General features: G+C 71.4%; 16 protein-coding genes. 6 read left to right on the plus strand and 10 right to left on the minus strand.

Translation table 11 applies throughout. The annotated features are described in order from the left end of the window. Positions 1 to 65: 65 nt before the first annotated feature. Positions 66 to 572 carry a L,D-transpeptidase gene (locus ABEG18_RS23135; protein ID WP_406855391.1) on the plus strand — a complete coding sequence of 169 codons (507 nt, stop codon included), beginning with the start codon at positions 66 to 68 and terminating at the stop codon, positions 570 to 572. Here ABEG18_RS23135 and ABEG18_RS23140 read toward each other — a convergent pair. From ABEG18_RS23140 to ABEG18_RS23150, 3 genes are all read right to left on the minus strand, one after another. After that, the gene (locus ABEG18_RS23140; RefSeq protein ID WP_406855392.1) at positions 557 to 1,954 is read right to left on the minus strand and encodes a class I SAM-dependent methyltransferase; all 1,398 of its coding nucleotides are present in this window, start codon (positions 1,952 to 1,954) and stop codon (positions 557 to 559) included. The two genes, ABEG18_RS23135 and ABEG18_RS23140, sit on opposite strands and share 16 nt — an antisense overlap. Before the next feature lie 126 nt (positions 1,955 to 2,080). After that, entirely contained in the window at positions 2,081 to 2,770 is a 690-nt protein-coding gene (locus ABEG18_RS23145; protein WP_406855393.1) for an OmpW/AlkL family protein, read from the minus strand. A gap of 135 nt (positions 2,771 to 2,905) precedes the next feature. Beyond that, positions 2,906 to 3,139 (minus strand): DUF1674 domain-containing protein, encoded by a 234-nt coding sequence (locus ABEG18_RS23150; protein ID WP_406855394.1) that lies wholly within the window; start codon positions 3,137 to 3,139, stop codon positions 2,906 to 2,908. A 131-nt stretch (positions 3,140 to 3,270) separates the two neighbouring features. Here ABEG18_RS23150 and ABEG18_RS23155 point away from each other — a divergent pair, with 131 nt between their 5' ends. Beyond that, the gene (locus tag ABEG18_RS23155; RefSeq protein ID WP_406855395.1) at positions 3,271 to 4,692 is read left to right on the plus strand and encodes an RsmB/NOP family class I SAM-dependent RNA methyltransferase; all 1,422 of its coding nucleotides are present in this window, start codon (positions 3,271 to 3,273) and stop codon (positions 4,690 to 4,692) included. Between the two features lie 63 nt (positions 4,693 to 4,755). Here ABEG18_RS23155 and acs read toward each other — a convergent pair whose 3' ends face one another. After that, positions 4,756 to 6,699: an acetate--CoA ligase gene (gene acs, locus ABEG18_RS23160; RefSeq protein ID WP_406855396.1), complete on the minus strand. Its 1,944-nt coding sequence runs from the start codon at positions 6,697 to 6,699 to the stop codon at positions 4,756 to 4,758. 227 nt (positions 6,700 to 6,926) lie between these two features. Between acs and ABEG18_RS23165 the strand changes: the two genes are divergently transcribed. Then, the gene (locus ABEG18_RS23165) at positions 6,927 to 7,178 is read left to right on the plus strand and encodes a Txe/YoeB family addiction module toxin (RefSeq protein ID WP_406855397.1); all 252 of its coding nucleotides are present in this window, start codon (positions 6,927 to 6,929) and stop codon (positions 7,176 to 7,178) included. A 13-nt stretch (positions 7,179 to 7,191) separates the two neighbouring features. Here the strand turns inward: ABEG18_RS23165 and ABEG18_RS23170 are convergent, their stop codons facing one another. After that, positions 7,192 to 7,608, minus strand: a complete 417-nt coding sequence (locus ABEG18_RS23170) for an EVE domain-containing protein (RefSeq protein ID WP_406855398.1) — start codon at positions 7,606 to 7,608, stop codon at positions 7,192 to 7,194. A gap of 54 nt (positions 7,609 to 7,662) precedes the next feature. Beyond that, complete coding sequence (gene ftsY / locus ABEG18_RS23175) at positions 7,663 to 8,814, minus strand: signal recognition particle-docking protein FtsY (RefSeq protein ID WP_406855399.1); 1,152 nt, start codon at positions 8,812 to 8,814, stop codon at positions 7,663 to 7,665. Between the two features lie 51 nt (positions 8,815 to 8,865). On the opposite strand from ftsY, the gene ABEG18_RS23180 reads away from it, so the two are divergent. Continuing rightward, positions 8,866 to 9,687 carry an RluA family pseudouridine synthase gene (locus ABEG18_RS23180; protein ID WP_406855400.1) on the plus strand — a complete coding sequence of 274 codons (822 nt, stop codon included), beginning with the start codon at positions 8,866 to 8,868 and terminating at the stop codon, positions 9,685 to 9,687. A 16-nt stretch (positions 9,688 to 9,703) separates the two neighbouring features. On the opposite strand, the gene ABEG18_RS23185 is transcribed toward ABEG18_RS23180, so the two are convergent. From ABEG18_RS23185 to ABEG18_RS23200, 4 genes are all read right to left on the minus strand, one after another. Further along, positions 9,704 to 10,585, minus strand: a complete 882-nt coding sequence (locus ABEG18_RS23185) for a prephenate/arogenate dehydrogenase family protein (RefSeq protein WP_406858689.1) — start codon at positions 10,583 to 10,585, stop codon at positions 9,704 to 9,706. A gap of 55 nt (positions 10,586 to 10,640) precedes the next feature. Continuing rightward, a complete protein-coding gene (gene hisC, locus ABEG18_RS23190; protein WP_406855401.1) occupies positions 10,641 to 11,753 on the minus strand; it encodes a histidinol-phosphate transaminase in 1,113 nt (370 codons plus the stop codon). A gap of 27 nt (positions 11,754 to 11,780) precedes the next feature. Further along, positions 11,781 to 12,614, minus strand: coding sequence for a chorismate mutase (locus ABEG18_RS23195; protein ID WP_406855402.1), 834 nt, complete (start codon positions 12,612 to 12,614; stop codon positions 11,781 to 11,783). 124 nt (positions 12,615 to 12,738) lie between these two features. Next, complete coding sequence (locus ABEG18_RS23200) at positions 12,739 to 13,539, minus strand: GyrI-like domain-containing protein (protein WP_406855403.1); 801 nt, start codon at positions 13,537 to 13,539, stop codon at positions 12,739 to 12,741. A 270-nt stretch (positions 13,540 to 13,809) separates the two neighbouring features. Between ABEG18_RS23200 and dapF the strand changes: the two genes are divergently transcribed. Then, positions 13,810 to 14,697 carry a diaminopimelate epimerase gene (gene dapF / locus ABEG18_RS23205; protein ID WP_406855404.1) on the plus strand — a complete coding sequence of 296 codons (888 nt, stop codon included), beginning with the start codon at positions 13,810 to 13,812 and terminating at the stop codon, positions 14,695 to 14,697. Continuing rightward, positions 14,698 to 15,948, plus strand: a complete 1,251-nt coding sequence (gene mtaB, locus ABEG18_RS23210; RefSeq protein WP_406855405.1) for a tRNA (N(6)-L-threonylcarbamoyladenosine(37)-C(2))-methylthiotransferase MtaB — start codon at positions 14,698 to 14,700, stop codon at positions 15,946 to 15,948. Positions 15,949 to 15,950: the final 2 nt, after the last annotated feature.

Below are 15,950 nucleotides of genomic sequence, written 5' to 3' on the forward strand. Positions count from 1 at the left end.
AGGCTTTCGTCGCCGGCAGGGCCGTCCTGCGGTATCGAGTCCTATTCGAAGCAGGATGCATCAGCATGACCCGGTTTCAGGTTCTGGCCGTCGCGGCGGCCCTGGCGGCTTCGGCGGGCGCGGCCCAGGCGGCCGTGGAGCGCGTGCCCTTCCAGGGCGGCGCCGAGCGAGGCTCCATCGTGATCCGCACCGCGGAGCGGCGCCTCTATCTTCCCCTCGGCGACGGCACGGCGCTGCGCTACCCCGTCGCGGTCGGCAAGATGGGAAAGCAGTGGCATGGCGCGGCGCGCATCGACGGGAAATATGTCGAGCCGGCCTGGTCCCCTCCGGCCGAGGTGAAGCGCGACAATCCCCGCATGCCGAACGTGATCCCGCCCGGACCGCGCAACCCGATGGGCGCGCGCGCCCTGACGCTGGCCGGCGGCGAATACGCCATCCACGGCACCACGCGCGGCATGCGCGCCTCGATCGGCACGGCCGCGTCCTATGGCTGCATCAGGATGTATAACGAGGACGTGATCGACCTCTTCGACCGCGTGGCGGTGGGCGCGCAGGTCTACGTCACGCCCTGATCGCCCGCCCCGGCCGCCGACGGCGACGCGGGCGCGTAGAGATGCGCCCGGCTCGGCGGGAGGCCCGCCGGGCCCTTCGCGCGCCGCGAGACCAGCGTCTGGAAGATCCCCACCGCCGAGCGCTCGAAGGCGAGCGAGCAGCCCGCCAGATAGAGCAGCCACATGCGGGTCTTCTCCGGCCCGACCTCCGCCTCGGCGGCGGCCCGGTTGGCGTGCAGCCGTTCGAACCACAGCCGCGTCGTCCGCGCGTAATGCTCGCGCCATCCCTCGACGTCGTGGACCTCGAACTTGGTGCGCTCCAGATTGGCGATCGACATGCCCAGATGGTCGAGCTCGCCGCCCGGGAAGATGTAGCGCACCAGCGCCTTGTACTCCGCCCGCATCTTGCGGAAGGCCTTGTCGTCGCCCTTGGCGGGCCGCGAGATGGCGTGGTGCAGATAGAGCCCTCGCGGCCTCAGCAGCCGGTGGATGGCGGCGAAATAGTCGCGGTGATTGTCGATGCCGACATGCTCGAACATGCCGATGCTGGCGATCTTGTCGAACTCCTGGTCGAGCGCCCGGTAATCCTTGAGCTCCACCCTGACCCGCTCCGACAGGCCCAGCCGCTCGGCCTTCTCGGTCGCGAGCGCCGCCTGCTCCTTCGAGAGCGTCACCCCGGTGGCGTAGACGCCGTAGTGGCGGGCCGCGTGGCAGATCAGCGCCCCCCAGCCGCAGCCGATGTCGAGGAACCGGTCGCCCGGCTGCAGCCGCAGCTTCCGGCAGATCATGTCGAGCTTGTCGCGCTGGGCGCGGTCCAGGTCGTCATGCCAGTCGGGCTGGAAATAGGCGCAGGTGTAGACCATCTCGTCGTCGAGGAAGAGGCGGTAGAAGGCGTTCGAGACGTCGTAGTGGTAGGAGACGTTCTCGCGGTTCGTCTCCGCCGCGCCGCTGCGCCGCGAGGCGTCGTCCTCGATGCCGCCGAGGGCGGGCGGCGCGTTCCGCGGGGCGAACAGGAACAGGCCGGCGGCCCGCAGCAGCTTCATCTTGGAGAGCTTGCGGGCGAGCTTGCCGGACTTGCCCTCCGGCCGGGCGGCGGCGAGGTCGAAGATCGTCCCGTTCTCGATCTCGATGCGGCCGGCCACATGGGCCTCGATCAGCGTGTCGAGCTTCGGGCGGCGCATCAGCGACGCGAAGACGCCCTCGTCGGCGACGCGGATCCGCAGCCCTTCGGCCGGCCAGTCGGCCGGGACCGTGGCGCCGTCCCACAGCGCGAAGCCGAAGCCCAGCTTGAGCGTCTTGTGCGCATCGGCCAGCGCGGCCTTCAGCGCCGCCAGCCGCTTGCGCGCCTTGTGGTCGGGCGCCGAGTCTTGCCGCGCCGAATCTTGCCGCGTCTTGTCTTGCATCGCCAGGTCATCCGCGCCGTCGGGCGGCCACTCTACCCAGGATGGACGCCGGATCAACGCGCACTCCGCCAGGCGCGGCGCGGAGAGGGGGACGGCCCGCGCTCAGGCGGGCCGTCGACCGGGAGCTCAGAACCGGTAGGTGACGCCGACGCCGACCAGCCAGGGATCGAGGCTGACCTTGGCCTTCACCGGCACGGAGCCGCCCAGCACCGCCTTGGCGTCGGGCCGCAGCCAGAGTTTCTTGACGTCGATGTTGAGGCCCCAATGCTGGTCGAGCATGTAGTCCATGCCGGCCTGCAGGGCGAAGCCGAACTGGTCCTTCACGTCGAGGCTGGTGAAGGCGCTCTTGGACTTCTCGCCGTAGAACACCGTGTAGTTCACGCCCGCGCCCACATAGGGTTTGAACGCGCCGAACTGGGTGAAGTGATACTGCAGGGTCAGCGTGGGCGGCAGCAGCCACACCCGGCCGAGCGCCAGGTGGTTGGTCACCGGCCCCTTGATGGTGAGGTTGTGGGGCGTGGTGCCCAGCACCAGCTCGGCCGCAAAGTTCGGCGTGAAGAAGTAGCTGATGTCGAGTTCCGGGATGACGGTGTCCGACACCGAGATCTTGTCGGTGAGCGGCACGCCGCCGACCACGACGCTGCGGGTCGATTCCTGCGGCAGCACCGCGAGGCCGCGGACGCGCACCATCCACGGGCTCGGCGCGGCCGCGACGAAGATCGGGGCCTTGGCGGTCGGAAGGTCCGCCGCCTGGGCGGACATCGGCGCGCAGCCCAGCAGCGCGGCCGCAAACGCGGCGATGGCGGTGTATTTCATGGCAAAGCCCCCAGCCTGGAAGTGCAAGGTCGGTCGAGCGACCCGTCTGGGGGTGATGCGCCTCGCCGGCGCGCGTGGAATTGCGCTAAATCAACCTGCGCGAGCTTGAACGGGGCTGTTGCACGCCGGCAACAATCAGAAATCGCTGATCAGCCCCTTGATCTCCCAGTCGCCGTAGCGCACGGGTTCAAGCCCGCCGCGCCCGTCGCGCTCGGGCGGCGGGGCCTCGGCCTTCGCGTCGCGGGCGGCGCGGCGGGCGGCGGCTTCCTCCAGGGCGCGCCGCGCGGCCGGGCTGAGCGCCTTGTCGGGCTCCGGAGCGGACGGCTCCGGGGCGGCCGGAGGGATGGAAGGATGGTCGGCGTCGGTCATGGTCGTGCTCTGGCGCGGCGAGGACAGGACGGAAGGCCGCGGGGTCTGGCGATCATAAAGAGCGCCCGCCCGCGAAGATCAACGCCATGCGGCGATCGGGCTCGCTCCCGGGACGCCCGAAGGACGACGCGATGACGCAGAACGAGAAGCCCGCAGGCCGATCCGGACCGGACCGCAAGGGCCGCCCCGCCCGCAAGGGCGCGGCGCCCGGCAAGCCCGCCCGTCCGGCGCAGGACCCGGACGCCCCGGGCCTGCCCGCGCGCCGGCTCGCCGCCGAGGCGGTCGCCGCCGTGCTGGACGAACGCCGCGCCCTCGACGAGACGCTGGACCGGCTGCTGGAGGGAGAGCGCGCCGCCAAGATGGAGGACCGCGACCGGGCGCTCACGCGCGCCATCGCGACGGTGGCGATCCGGCATTTCGGCACGATCCGCAAGACCCTGCTGGCGCGTCTGAAGAGCGGCATGCCGGAGGATTCCGGCCTCTTCGCCGCGGCCCTCTCGACCGGGCTAGCGCAGTTGCTGTGGCTGGACGTGCCGGACCACGCCGCCGTCGACCTGACGATCCGGCTGATCCAGTCCGACCGCAAGGCCGAGCGCTATGCTGGGCTCGCCAATGCGGTGCTGCGCCGGATCGGCCGCGAGAAGGACGCCATCCTGGCCGCGCGCGACCCGCTCGCCGACGACGCCCCCGCCTGGCTGGCGGCGCGCTGGACGCAGCGCTACGGGGCCGACGCGGCCGCCCGCATCGCCGCCGCGCAGACGCAGGAGGCCTCCGTCGACCTCACCGTGAAGGCCGACCCGCAGCTGTGGGCCGAGCGTCTCGACGCCATCGTGCTGCCCACCGGCTCCCTGCGGCTGAGAAACCGCGCCGCGCTGCCCAGCCTGCCGGGCTACGACGAGGGCGCCTGGTGGGTGCAGGACGCGGCGGCCGCCATCCCGGCCCGCCTGCTGGCGGTCCGGCCCGGCGAACGCGTCGCGGACCTGTGCGCGGCGCCGGGCGGCAAGACCGCCCAGCTCGCCGCGGCGGGCGCGACCGTGCTGGCGGTGGACCGCTCGGAGGTCCGCCTGAAGCGGCTCCAGGCCAATATGGACCGCCTGGGCCTGACCGTGGAGACGCGCGCCGTCGACGCGCTGCAGCTCGACGAGCCGGAGGGCTTCGACGCCATCCTGCTGGACGCGCCCTGCACGGCGACCGGCACGCTGCGCCGGCATCCGGACGTGGCCTGGACCAAGGAGGAGGGCGACCTCGTGCGGCTCGCCAGCCTGCAGACGCGCCTGCTCGACAAGGCCGCCGCGATGCTGAAGCCGGGCGGCCGGCTGGTCTATTGCGTCTGCTCGCTGGAGCCCGAGGAGGGCGAGCGGCAGATCTCCATGCTGCTGGCCCGCAACGCCGCGCTGAGCCGCGCGCCGATCACGGCCGACGAGGCCGGCGCGCCGGACGCGGTGTCCCCGGAGGGCGACCTGCGCACGCTGCCCTTCATGCTGCCGCACGAGGAGCCGCGCCTCTCCGGCATGGACGGCTTCTACGCCGCCCGCCTCGAAAAAGCCCGCTGACCGCGCGCGCCGTCCTTCCCCGGCCTCCCTCGCGGAAGGTCGGGACGGGACGTGGGCCCGCTCTCAGGCCCGCTTGTTCTGGCGGTGCTCGATCAGGTCGTTGACCACCGTCGGATCGGCCAGGGTGGAGGTGTCCCCCAGCGCGCCGAACTCGTCCTCGGCGATCTTGCGCAGGATGCGGCGCATGATCTTGCCGGAGCGCGTCTTGGGCAAGCCCGGGGCGAACTGGATGAGGTCGGGCGACGCGATCGGGCCGATCTCCTTGCGGACCCAGCCGACGAGCTCCTTGCGCAGCGCCTCGGTGGGCTCCTCGCCGGTCATCAGGGTCACATAGGCGTAGATGCCCTGGCCCTTGATGTCGTGCGGGTAGCCGACCACGGCCGCCTCGGACACTTTCGGATGCGCCACCAGCGCGCTCTCCACCTCGGCCGTGCCCATGCGATGGCCGGAGACGTTGATGACGTCGTCGACCCGCCCGGTGATCCAGTAGTACCCGTCGGCGTCGCGGCGGCAGCCGTCGCCCGTGAAGTACTTGTTCGGATAGGTCGAGAAATAGGTCTCCATGAAGCGCTGATGGTCGCCATAGACGGTGCGCATCTGGCCGGGCCAGCTGTCGGCGAGCACGAGGTTGCCCTCGCAGGCGCCCTCCAGCACGTGGCCCTCCGCATCGACGATCTGTGGCTGCACGCCGAAGAAGGGCCGCGTCGCCGAGCCCGGCTTCAGGGCCGTCGCGCCGGGCAGCGGCGAGATCAGGATGCCGCCGGTCTCCGTCTGCCACCAGGTGTCGACGATCGGGCAGCGGCCGTCGCCCACCACCCGGTGATACCACTCCCAGGCTTCCGGGTTGATCGGCTCGCCGACCGAGCCGAGCAGCCGCAGGGACGAGCGCGAGGTGCGCTTCACCGGCTCCTCGCCGGCGCCCATCAGCGAGCGGATGGCGGTCGGGGCGGTGTAGAAGATGTTGACCTTGTGCTTGTCGACGACGTCCCAGAACCGCGAGATCGACGGGTAGGTCGGGATGCCCTCGAACATCAGCGTGGTCGCGCCGTTGGCGAGCGGGCCATACACGATGTAGCTGTGGCCCGTGACCCAGCCCACATCGGCCGTGCACCAGTAGACGTCGCCGTCGTGGTAGTCGAACACATATTGGTGCGTCATGGACGCGTAGACCAGATAGCCGCCCGTGGTGTGGACGACGCCCTTCGGCTTGCCGGTGGAGCCGGAGGTGTAGAGCAGGAACAGCGGGTCCTCCGCGTTCATCGGCTCGACCGGGCAGTCGGCCGAGACCTTGGCGGCCTCCTCCTCGTACCAGACGTCACGGCCCGCCTGCATGGCGATGGAGCCGCCGGTGCGGCGCACGACCAGCACGGTCTTGAGGCACGCGGCCTTCTCGGCCGCCGCGTCCACATTGGCCTTGAGCGGCACCTTGCGGCCGCCGCGCAGGCCCTCGTCGGCGGTGACCACCACGGCCGACTCGGCGTCCTCGATGCGGCTCGCCAGCGAATCGGGCGAAAAGCCTCCGAACACGATGGAGTGGATGGCGCCGATGCGCGCGCAGGCCAGCATCGCATAGGCGGCCTCGGGGATCATCGGCAGGTAGATGGTGACGCGGTCGCCCTTCTTGACGCCATGCGCCTTGAGCACGTTGGCGAAGCGGCAGACCTGCGCGTGCAGCTCCCTGTAGGTGATGAGCCTGGATTCGTTCGGGTCGTCGCCTTCCCAGATGATGGCGGTCTGGTCACCGCGCGTGGCGAGGTGCCGGTCGACGCAGTTCAGCGCCACATTGGTCTGGCCGTCCTCGAACCACTTGATCGAGACCGCTCCCGGCGCAAAGCTGACGTTCTTGACCGAGCCATAGGGCCTGATCCAGTCGATCCGCTTGCCGTGTTCACCCCAGAACGCAGCCGAATCCTGGACGGAGGCGGAGTACATCGCCTGGTATTTGGCGTCGTCGACCCAGGCGCGCTTGGCCCAGTCGGCGCTGACGGGATAGACCTTCTCGGACATTGCGCTTTCTCCCAAAACGCGCGACCGCCCTTCGGCGGCCGTGACAACTCGCAGACGCAAGGGGGCCGCGGGGTCGACTCCTCTTTGCGCGCATTATGCGGACCGCCTGTTTTCGCGGCAAGGCGCAGCGGCGTCGTGCTTTGGTCGGGGCGACTTTGGGGGGAAGCAGGCCGACGCCGCGCGACTGAACTCGACGCGGACGGCGGCGTCGAGCGTGTGTTGGAGGAATGAGGATCGTCTTCAGCCAGGCGGCTTGGGACGACTATCTTCATTGGCGGCAGATGGACCGCAAGATGCTCCAGCGGATCGAAGGGCTCATCAAGGAGTGCTTGCGGACTTCCTTCGCCGGACGAGGCAAGCCCGAGCCTCTGCGGGGCGAGCTTTCCGGCTGCTGGTCCCGGCCCATCGACCTGGAGCGCAGGCTCGTCTGCCGCGTCGAGGCGGACGCCTTGCAGATCGCCCAATGCCGCTACCATTAGTGACGGCGGGACCTCACAGCCCGCCCATCTGGCGCACCACGTCCCACTCCTCGTCGGTCACGGGCTGCACCGAAAGCCGCATGCTGGTGACCAGCGCCATCTTGGCGAGCTTCGGCTCCGCCTTCACGGCCGCCAGCGTCACCGGCCGCGGCAGCGGCTCCACGGCCTTGATGTCGACCATGACCCAGGGCGAGCCCTCCGGCGCCGTGTGGTCCGGATAGGCCTCGCGGATCACCTCGACGACGCCGACGATCTCCTTGCCCTCGTTGGAATGGTAGAAGAACCCCCGGTCGCCGAGTTTCATGGCCCGCAGGTTGAGCTTGGCGAGGTGGTTGCGCACGCCGTTCCAGTGCGTGCCCTTGTCGCCCTCCGCAACGAGGGCGTCCCACGAGAAGACGTCGGGTTCGGACTTGTAGAGCCAATGGGCCATGCGGGGCGTTCCGGGATGCGTGAACCACTTCTAGCGGAAGCGAGGCAGGCGGCGCTACTCCAGCCCGGCGATCGCCCGGGCGAAGTCGCGGGCCTCGAAGGGCTCCAGGTCGTCGACGCCCTCGCCGACGCCGATGAAATGCACCGGCAGGCCGAATTTCGCCGCCAGCGCCACCAGGATGCCGCCCCGGGCGGTGCCGTCGAGCTTGGTCATCACCAGGCCGGTCACGCCGGCGATCTTGCCGAAGATCTCGGCCTGCGACAGCGCGTTCTGCCCCACGGTGGCGTCCAGCACCAGCAGCACCGCATGCGGGGCGCTGGCGTCCATCTTGCGGATGACGCGGACGATCTTCTCCAGCTCGGCCATCAGCTCGGCGCGGTTCTGCAGCCGGCCCGCGGTGTCGATGAGCAGCACGTCCGTTTCGGCCTCGCGCGCCTGGGTGAGGGCGTCGAAGGCGAGCCCGGCGGCGTCCGCGCCCTGCGGGCGGGACACCACCGGCGCGCCGGTGCGGTCGCCCCACACTTTCAGCTGCTCGATCGCGGCGGCCCGGAAGGTGTCGCCCGCGGCCAGCATCAGGCTCTTGCCCTCGCGCCGGAACTTGGCCGCGAGCTTGCCGATCGTGGTGGTCTTGCCGGAGCCGTTGACGCCGACCATCAGGATGACGAACGGCTTCTTCGTCGCGTCGATCACGAGCGGCCGGGCCACGGGCGCGAGCGCGCGCTCCACTTCGGCGGCGAGGATCTGCTTCACCTCCTCGGGCGCGATATCCTTGCCGTAGCGGCCCTTGCCGACCGCCTCGACGATGCGCGACGACACGTCGACCCCCAGATCGGCCTGGACGAGGATGTCCTCCAGCTCCTCCAGCGTGTCAGCGTCGAGCTTGCGCTTGGTGAAGATGTCCGTGATGCCGCCGCCGATGGCGGAGGACGAGCGCGACAGCCCCTCCTTGAGGCGCGTCCACCAGGAGCGCCGGCCGCCGGCGGGCTCGGCGGCGGGCGCCTCCTCGGCGAAGGGCGAGGGCGTCTCGGGCAACCGGAACCCGCCCGGGCCGACGGCCGGGATCGACTCCGGGACGGCCTCGGTCTCCGGCGCGAGAGCCTCGGCCGCGGCGGACGGCTCGGCGGCGGGCTCGGACGCCGGGGCGGGCTGCTCGCGCCCGAACAGGCGGGAGAAAAATCCGGGCTTCTTCTCGGTCTCGTCGGTCATTGGGCCTCGATAGCGGTTTCGCGCCGCGGCCGGAAGGGATAAGCCCCAGATATGTCGTCCCACCCCCTCGATCCACCCGCCGCGCCGGCGAGGCCGAACCGTCCCGCCCTGGACCTGGAGGCCCGCCTGCTGCACCGCGACGGGCTGTTGCTGATCCTCGACAAGCCCGCCGGCGTGCCGGTGCATCGCGGTCCGAAGGGCGACCGGCCGGGCGAGATCAACCTGGAGCAGTTCTTCGACCAGTTGATGTTCGGCCTGCCGCGCGCGCCCTCTTTGGCCCATCGGCTCGACAAGGACACCTCCGGCTGCCTGGTGCTGGGACGCCACCGCAAGGCGCTGGAGAAGCTCGGCCTCCTGTTCAAGCAGGGCAAGGTCGACAAGACCTACTGGGCCGTGGTGGAGGGCGAGCCGGCCGGGGACGCCGGCGAGATCGACCTGGCCCTCGGCCGCCTCGACGAGAGCCGCGGCTGGTGGATGAAGGCGGATCCAGCGGGCCTGCCCTCCCGCACGCTCTGGCGCGTTCTGGGCCGGGGCGCCGATCAGGCGACCGGCGCGCCGATCGCCTGGCTCGCTTTGGAGCCGATCACCGGCCGCACGCACCAGCTGCGCGTCCATTGCCAGGCGATGGGCTGGCCCATCCTCGGCGACCCCATCTACGGCTCGGCGCCGCGCGCCGGCGGCCCGCCGCTGCACCTGCATTCGCGCGAGATCGTGGTGCCGATGTCGAAGAACAAGGAGCCCGTCCGGGCCGTCGCGCCCGCCCCGCCCCACATGCGCGAACGGCTGCGGGCTTGCGGGTGGGAGGGGGTGGAGATGCCGTCCGCCAGCGCGCCCCTTCCCGCCCCGGGAGAAGGCGTCGAGGGCCGGAGATGAGAGAGATCGCTTCGGCCTAATCCGCCTTGCGCCGCCCGAAATCCGGCTCGGGCGTCTCTTGGCCCAGGTCGATGATGCCGCGGCGGATGGCACGGGTGCGGGTGAAGAGGTTGAACAGCGCGTCGCCGTCGCCCCAGCGGATGGCCCGCTGCAGCGTGCTCAGGTCCTCGCTGAAGCGGCCCAGCATCTCCAGCACGGCGTCCTTGTTGTTCAGGAACACGTCGCGCCACATCGTCGGGTCGGACGCCGCGATGCGGGTGAAGTCGCGAAAGCCGCCGGCCGAGAACTTGATCACCTCCGACTGCGTGACCTCCTCGAGGTCGGCCGCGGTGCCGACGATGTTGTAGGCGATCAGGTGCGGCACGTGGCTCGTGATGGCCAGCACCAGGTCGTGATGCTGCGGGCTCATGGCCTCGACCATGGAGCCCAGCGCCTCCCAGAACGCCCGCACCTTGTCCACCGCGCCCTGGTCGGCGCCGTCCGGCGGCGTCAGGATGCACCAGCGCCCGTGGAACAGCGAGGCGAAGCCGGCGTCGGGGCCGGAATGCTCGGTGCCGGCCACCGGATGGGCGGGGACGAAATGCACGCCTGGCGGCAGCTGCGGCTGCACCTGCGCCACCACGGAGCCCTTCACGGAGCCCACGTCCGACACGATGGCGCCCGGCGCGAGCGCGTCGCGCATCTCGGCCGCCACCGCCCCGCAGGCGCCCACCGGCACGCACAGGATGACGTAGTCGGCGCCCCGGACGGCGTCCGCCACCGTGGCGGCGACCTCGTCGACGAGGCCGAGCTCGGCGACGCGGGCGCGGACCTGCGGCGACGCGTCGGCCGCCACGAGCTGGCCGGCGAGGTTGAGGCGCTGGGCGGCGCGCGCCAGCGACGACCCGATCAGCCCCATGCCGATGATGGCGAGGCGCCCGAACACGGGCCGGTCGAGCGGCGGTCCGAGGCGGTCAGGCACGGGCCGCGCCCCCCTGCTGCATGAAGTCGCGCAGCGCCTGGACGACGAGGCGGTTGGCCTCCTCGGTCCCGACCGTCAGGCGCAGCGCGTCGGGCAGCCCATAGGCGCCCACGGCGCGCAGGATGAGGCCGCGCGCCGACAGGAAGGCGTCCGCCGCCCGGGCCGAACGGCCGTCCGGGAAGTGGATCAGCACGAAATTTCCGACGCTTGGCGTCACCCTGAGGCCCAGGGCCTCGATCTCGGTCGTCAGCCAGGGCAGCCATTTCTCGTTGTGGGCCGCCGCGGCCGCCACATGCGCCTCGTCGGCCAGCGCCGCGACGCCCGCCTCGAGCGCGGGACCGCTCACATTGAACGGGCCGCGGATGCGGTTGAGCGCGTCGGCCACAGGGGCCGGCGCGTAGCACCAGCCGAGGCGCAGCAGCGCCAGCCCGTAGATCTTGGAGAAGGTGCGGCACATCACGACATTGTCGCTGGTCGAGACCAGCTCGATGCCGGCCGCATAGTCGTTGCGGCGGACATATTCCGCATAGGCGGCGTCCAGCACCAGCAGCACCTGCGGCGGCAGCCCGGCGTGCAGCCGCTTGACCTCCTCGAAAGGCAGATAGGTGCCGGTCGGATTGTTGGGATTGGCGAGGAAGACGATCTTGGTGCGCGGCGTGACGGCGGCCAGGATGCCGTCCACGTCGGCCGTCAGGTTCTTCTCCGGCACGACCACGGGGGTTCCGCCCGCGGCCATCAGGGCGATCTTGTAGACCAGAAACCCGTATTGCGAGTAGATCCCCTCGTCGCCCGGCCCCACATAGGCGTGCGTCAGCAGGTTCAGGATCTCGTCCGACCCCGCGCCGCAGACGATGCGGGCCGGATCGAGGCCGTATTTGGCGCCGATCGCCTCGCGCAGGCCGGAGGCGGACCCGTCCGGATAGAGCTCCAGCTTGTCGCCCGCCTTGCGGTAGGCCTCGACGGCGCGCGGCGACGGGCCGAGCGGGTTCTCGTTGGACGAGAGCTTGTGCAGCTTCACGCCGGCCGGCGCGCCGCTCTTGCCGGGAACATAGGCCTCGATGTCGAGGACGCCGGGGCGGGGCGTGGGGCGGGCGGTTGCGGTCATCGGTCGTGTCCAGTGCAGGCGAAGGGATCAGGCGGGGAGGCGGAAGCGGGCGGCGTGGCTGCCGATCTCATGGACGTCGAACACCCCGACGCCGAGCCCCGCCATGGCGTCCATGACGCCGTCGAGCGAGACGGTCCCGGGCGCGGCGACCAGCAGGTTGAGGCCGGACTCGTCGCCTGCGCTGCTCTCGACGCTGGCGCCCATGCGGGCCAGCGCCGGCTGCAGCCCTTCGCGCCAGCGCTCGACGCCCAGCGCATACAGCACGATGTCGCGCACGGCCGCGTCCTCGATCGGCTTGGAGATGCAATAGACCGGCATGCCGGCCGGATGCTGCGGCCGTTCCACGAAGGGCAGGCGGGCGATGATCTTGGGCCGGTCCGGCCCGGCCAGCGCCGTCCACCATGCGCCGGCCGCGCGGCCGGGCTCGGCCCGGAACACGCCGAGATCGCCGGCCGAATGCGCCACCGCGTCGATCACCGCCTTGGCGCTGTCATGCGGCATGTACGGAACCGTGAAGCCGAAATGGAAACGGCACGTGTCGCGCATCGGCGCATCGCCGCCCGAGATGTCGGCGTGCACCGCATACGGCGCCTGCACATACGTGAACGTCGACACGATGATGCGCCAGATGCTCTCCACCGTGTCGAACGGCAGCGTGCCCTTGTGGCGTTCGGCCAGCACCCGCATCTGCGACGCTTCGCGGCCGGGCCGGAAGGCCGAGCCGGAGACCTGCGTCTTCTTCACCTGGATCAGCGTGTCGATGATGCGCCCGCGCTCCATCAGGAGCTCGTGCATGCCCGCGTCGATACGGTCGATCTCGCGGCGAAGATCGTCCAGCGTCAGTTTCGGGGCGTCTGCCATGGCTGCGATCCGGCGCGACCGGCCGTTCGCCGTCGCGAGGGCGCAGTCATAGAGCAAAAAAGGCCCGCGTGGGAACGGGGCGGCGCGCAGAAAAGCGCCGGCGCGGCGCGGGTGGCGCGGCCGGCTACTTCGGCAGCACGTAGATGAACAGCTCGAGTTCGGCGTCGCCGGCGTTCTGGCCCTGGTTGACGTATTCTTCGGTGAAGTTGTCCTTCACCTCGATCCCCTTGGCGTCCAGATAGGCCGAGATCGCCTCATAGGTGCTGTCGATGTCGTCATACGGCGCCTTGTGGACGAACCGGATGGCGCGGCCGGCGGGAGTCTGGCCGAACTGGATGTCGGTCGCCAGCTCGGGCGGCCGGGACGCCGGGGCGGCCTCGATCGGCAGCTGGGCCTCGAAGCGGAAGCCCATGTCGTCCGTCTCCAGGAAGGTCGCGACCGGATTGCCGGTGATCTTCACGCCGGCCTTGCTCATCTCCGACTGCAGCTTCGCGAAGCTCTGGGTGAGCTTCTCGTAGCCCTCGTCCCACGTCGCCATGCCGCGCGTCACCGCCGAGGGGCGGCTCTCGAGCGTCACTTCGTCCGGCGTCGAGGGATCGGCCGGCGCGGGCGCCAGCGTGACGAGGCCGTTCGACGCAGGTGCGGCCTGGGCCGTCGGCGGCGCCACAGGGGCGGGAGCGGGAGCGGGGGCCGGCGTCGCCGGCGCGGCGGAGGGAGGCGCGGGCGTCCCCGGCGGCGGCGGCAGGGGCTGGCTCTCGACCGGGGCCGGGGCGGGCGCGGTCTGCGCCAGCGCCGCGCCGCTCAGCGAAGGGCCGGCCGCCAGCGCCGCGATCGCCGCGATCCTGGCGAGGGCGGCCAGCGGGCCCGTGAAAGCGAGCCTCGTCCTGCCGCGGCCGCCCGACGCCGTTGTGAAGTCACCCGCCATCGCGCTGTCCCATCCTTCGAGGGTCTCGCCCGCGACGCGAATCGCCGGCGTGGTCCATGAGGCACAATAGGCCGACGCCCGAGGCGCGGTCGAGGCGCCGGGGCGCCCGGCCTGGTCGGGCCGGACATGCAGGAATCGGCGCCGGCCGGGCCGGCGGCCCGCGCGACGACTCGCGTTCGGCCCGCGGATCGTTATATGACGCTTCGGCCCCGCCGCGGCGAGCGGAGGCTCAGCTGCGTCGCACCGCCTTCGCCGTGACGGATCTCCCCGATGAGCGCCCTGGTCGGCCGCCCCTTCCTGAAGATGAACGGCCTCGGCAACGAGATCGTGGTTCTGGACCTGCGCGGTACGGCGATCCGGGTGCGTCCGGAGGAGGCCCGGGCGATCGCCCGCGCGCCCGGCTCGCGCTTCGACCAGCTGATGGCGCTGCACGATCCGCGCACCCCCGGCACGGACGCGTTCATGCGCATCTACAACACGGACGGATCGGAATCCGGCGCCTGCGGCAACGGCACGCGCTGCGTCGCCTGGGCGCTGACGCAGGAGCCCGGCCTCGACGCGCCCAATGGCCGCACCGATCTGCTGCTGGAGACGAAGGCGGGGCTCCTGGCCTGCCGCCGCCAAGCCGGCGCCGACGTGGCGGTCGACATGGGCGCGCCGCGCCTGCGCTGGGACGAGATCCCGCTCGCAGAGGAATTCCGCGACACCACCGGCATCGAGCTGCAGGTCGGCCCCATCGACGCGCCGGTCCTGCACACGCCCTCGGTGGTCAACATGGGCAACCCTCATGCGATCTTCTGGGTCCGGGACGTCGAAGCGCACGATCTCGCCCGGGTGGGCCCGCTCCTGGAGAACCACCCGATCTTTCCCGAGCGGGCCAACATCTCCCTCGCGCATGTGACGGCGCGAGACGCCATTGTCCTCAAGGTCTGGGAGCGGGGCGTCGGCCTGACCCGCGCCTGCGGGTCGGCGGCCTGCGCGGCGACGGTGGCGGCGGTCCGCAAGGACCTGACCGGCCGGACCGTGCGGGTGACGCTGCCGGGCGGCGTGCTGACCATCGAGTGGCGCGAGAGCGACGGCCATGTGCTGATGACCGGCGCGACCGAGCTGGAGAGCCGCGGGACCTTCACGCCGGACGTCTTCGCCGGGGCCGCCTGAATGGCCGTCGAGGTCCTCACCTTCGGCTGCCGGCTCAACATCGTCGAATCCGAGACGATGCGCCGCCAGGCCAAGGAGGCCGGGCACGCCGACCTCGTCGTGGTGAACACCTGCGCGGTGACGGCCGAGGCCGCCCGGCAGGCAGGCCAGGCCATCCGCCGCATCAAGCGCGAAAGGCCCGGTGCCCGCATCGTCGCCACCGGCTGCGCCGTGCAGGTGGAGCCGGACCGCTTCGCCGCCATGGCGGAGATCGACCGGGTCGTCGGCAATGTCGAGAAGCTCCAGCCGCGCACCTGGGCGACGCTGGCCGACCCGGCCGCCGATGTGCGGCGCGTGCTGGTGTCCGACGTGATGGCCGAACGCTCGGCCGGCGGCCGCATGGCCGACGGCTTCGAGGGCCGGACGCGCGCCTTCGTGCAGGTGCAGAACGGCTGCGACCACCGCTGCACCTTCTGCATCATCCCGTTCGGACGCGGGAACTCCCGCTCCGTCCCCATGGGAGAGGCGCTGGACCAGATCGCGCGCCTCGCCGACGCCGGCTACGCCGAGGTGGTGCTGACCGGCGTCGACATCACCAGCTACGGGGCGGACCTGCCGGGCGCGCCGCGCCTCGGCGCCCTGGTGAAGGCCGCCCTGCGCCGCGCGCCCGCGCTCCAGCGGCTGCGGATCTCCTCGATCGATTCGGTGGAGGCCGACGACGACCTCATGGACGCCATCGCGACCGAGCCCCGCCTGATGCCGCATCTGCATCTGTCGCTGCAGGCCGGCGACGACGTGATCCTGAAGCGCATGAAGCGCCGGCACCGGCGCGACGACGCCATCCGGTTCTGCGAGACCGTGCGGCGGCTGCGCCCGGGCGTCGCGCTGGGGGCCGACCTGATCGCCGGCTTCCCGACCGAGACCGAGGCCATGTTCGAGCGCTCGCTCGCCCTCGTGGACGAATGCGGCCTGACGCAGCTTCACGTCTTCCCGTTCTCGGCCCGGCCCGGAACCCCGGCGGCCCGCATGCCGCAGGTCGACGGCGCGGTCGTCAAGGACCGGGCCGCGCGCCTGCGCCGCAAGGGCGAGGCCGCGTGGGCCGCCTATCTGGACGCGCAGGTCGGGCGCCGGAAACTGGTGCTCGTGGAGCGCAACCGGCTGGGCCGCACCGAGGCGTTCTCGCCGGTGCGCTTCGCCGAGCAGCCCGAGCCGGGCCGCATCATCGACGTGCTGATCGCCGGACAGGACGGGCGCGAGCTGCGCGCCGCCTGACG

It is taken from the genome of Alsobacter sp. KACC 23698, from assembly GCF_045348435.1.
GTDB lineage: Bacteria > Pseudomonadota > Alphaproteobacteria > Rhizobiales > Beijerinckiaceae > Alsobacter.

What these genes read in the sequence shown, in the direction of transcription:
- ftsY (WP_406855399.1), bottom strand. Translation starts at nt 8,814, where the DNA reads ATGACCGACGAGACCGAGAAGAAGCCCGGATTTTTCTCCCGCCTGTTC.
- ABEG18_RS23165 (WP_406855397.1), top strand. Translation starts at nt 6,927, where the DNA reads ATGAGGATCGTCTTCAGCCAGGCGGCTTGGGACGACTATCTTCATTGG.
- acs (WP_406855396.1), bottom strand. Translation starts at nt 6,699, where the DNA reads ATGTCCGAGAAGGTCTATCCCGTCAGCGCCGACTGGGCCAAGCGCGCC.
- ABEG18_RS23185 (WP_406858689.1), bottom strand. Translation starts at nt 10,585, where the DNA reads ATGGGGCTGATCGGGTCGTCGCTGGCGCGCGCCGCCCAGCGCCTCAAC.
- mtaB (WP_406855405.1), top strand. Translation starts at nt 14,698, where the DNA reads ATGGCCGTCGAGGTCCTCACCTTCGGCTGCCGGCTCAACATCGTCGAA.
- hisC (WP_406855401.1), bottom strand. Translation starts at nt 11,753, where the DNA reads ATGACCGCAACCGCCCGCCCCACGCCCCGCCCCGGCGTCCTCGACATC.
- ABEG18_RS23170 (WP_406855398.1), bottom strand. Translation starts at nt 7,608, where the DNA reads ATGGCCCATTGGCTCTACAAGTCCGAACCCGACGTCTTCTCGTGGGAC.
- ABEG18_RS23135 (WP_406855391.1), top strand. Translation starts at nt 66, where the DNA reads ATGACCCGGTTTCAGGTTCTGGCCGTCGCGGCGGCCCTGGCGGCTTCG.
- ABEG18_RS23145 (WP_406855393.1), bottom strand. Translation starts at nt 2,770, where the DNA reads ATGAAATACACCGCCATCGCCGCGTTTGCGGCCGCGCTGCTGGGCTGC.
- ABEG18_RS23200 (WP_406855403.1), bottom strand. Translation starts at nt 13,539, where the DNA reads ATGGCGGGTGACTTCACAACGGCGTCGGGCGGCCGCGGCAGGACGAGG.
- ABEG18_RS23180 (WP_406855400.1), top strand. Translation starts at nt 8,866, where the DNA reads ATGTCGTCCCACCCCCTCGATCCACCCGCCGCGCCGGCGAGGCCGAAC.
- ABEG18_RS23150 (WP_406855394.1), bottom strand. Translation starts at nt 3,139, where the DNA reads ATGACCGACGCCGACCATCCTTCCATCCCTCCGGCCGCCCCGGAGCCG.
- dapF (WP_406855404.1), top strand. Translation starts at nt 13,810, where the DNA reads ATGAGCGCCCTGGTCGGCCGCCCCTTCCTGAAGATGAACGGCCTCGGC.
- ABEG18_RS23155 (WP_406855395.1), top strand. Translation starts at nt 3,271, where the DNA reads ATGACGCAGAACGAGAAGCCCGCAGGCCGATCCGGACCGGACCGCAAG.
- ABEG18_RS23195 (WP_406855402.1), bottom strand. Translation starts at nt 12,614, where the DNA reads ATGGCAGACGCCCCGAAACTGACGCTGGACGATCTTCGCCGCGAGATC.
- ABEG18_RS23140 (WP_406855392.1), bottom strand. Translation starts at nt 1,954, where the DNA reads ATGCAAGACAAGACGCGGCAAGATTCGGCGCGGCAAGACTCGGCGCCC.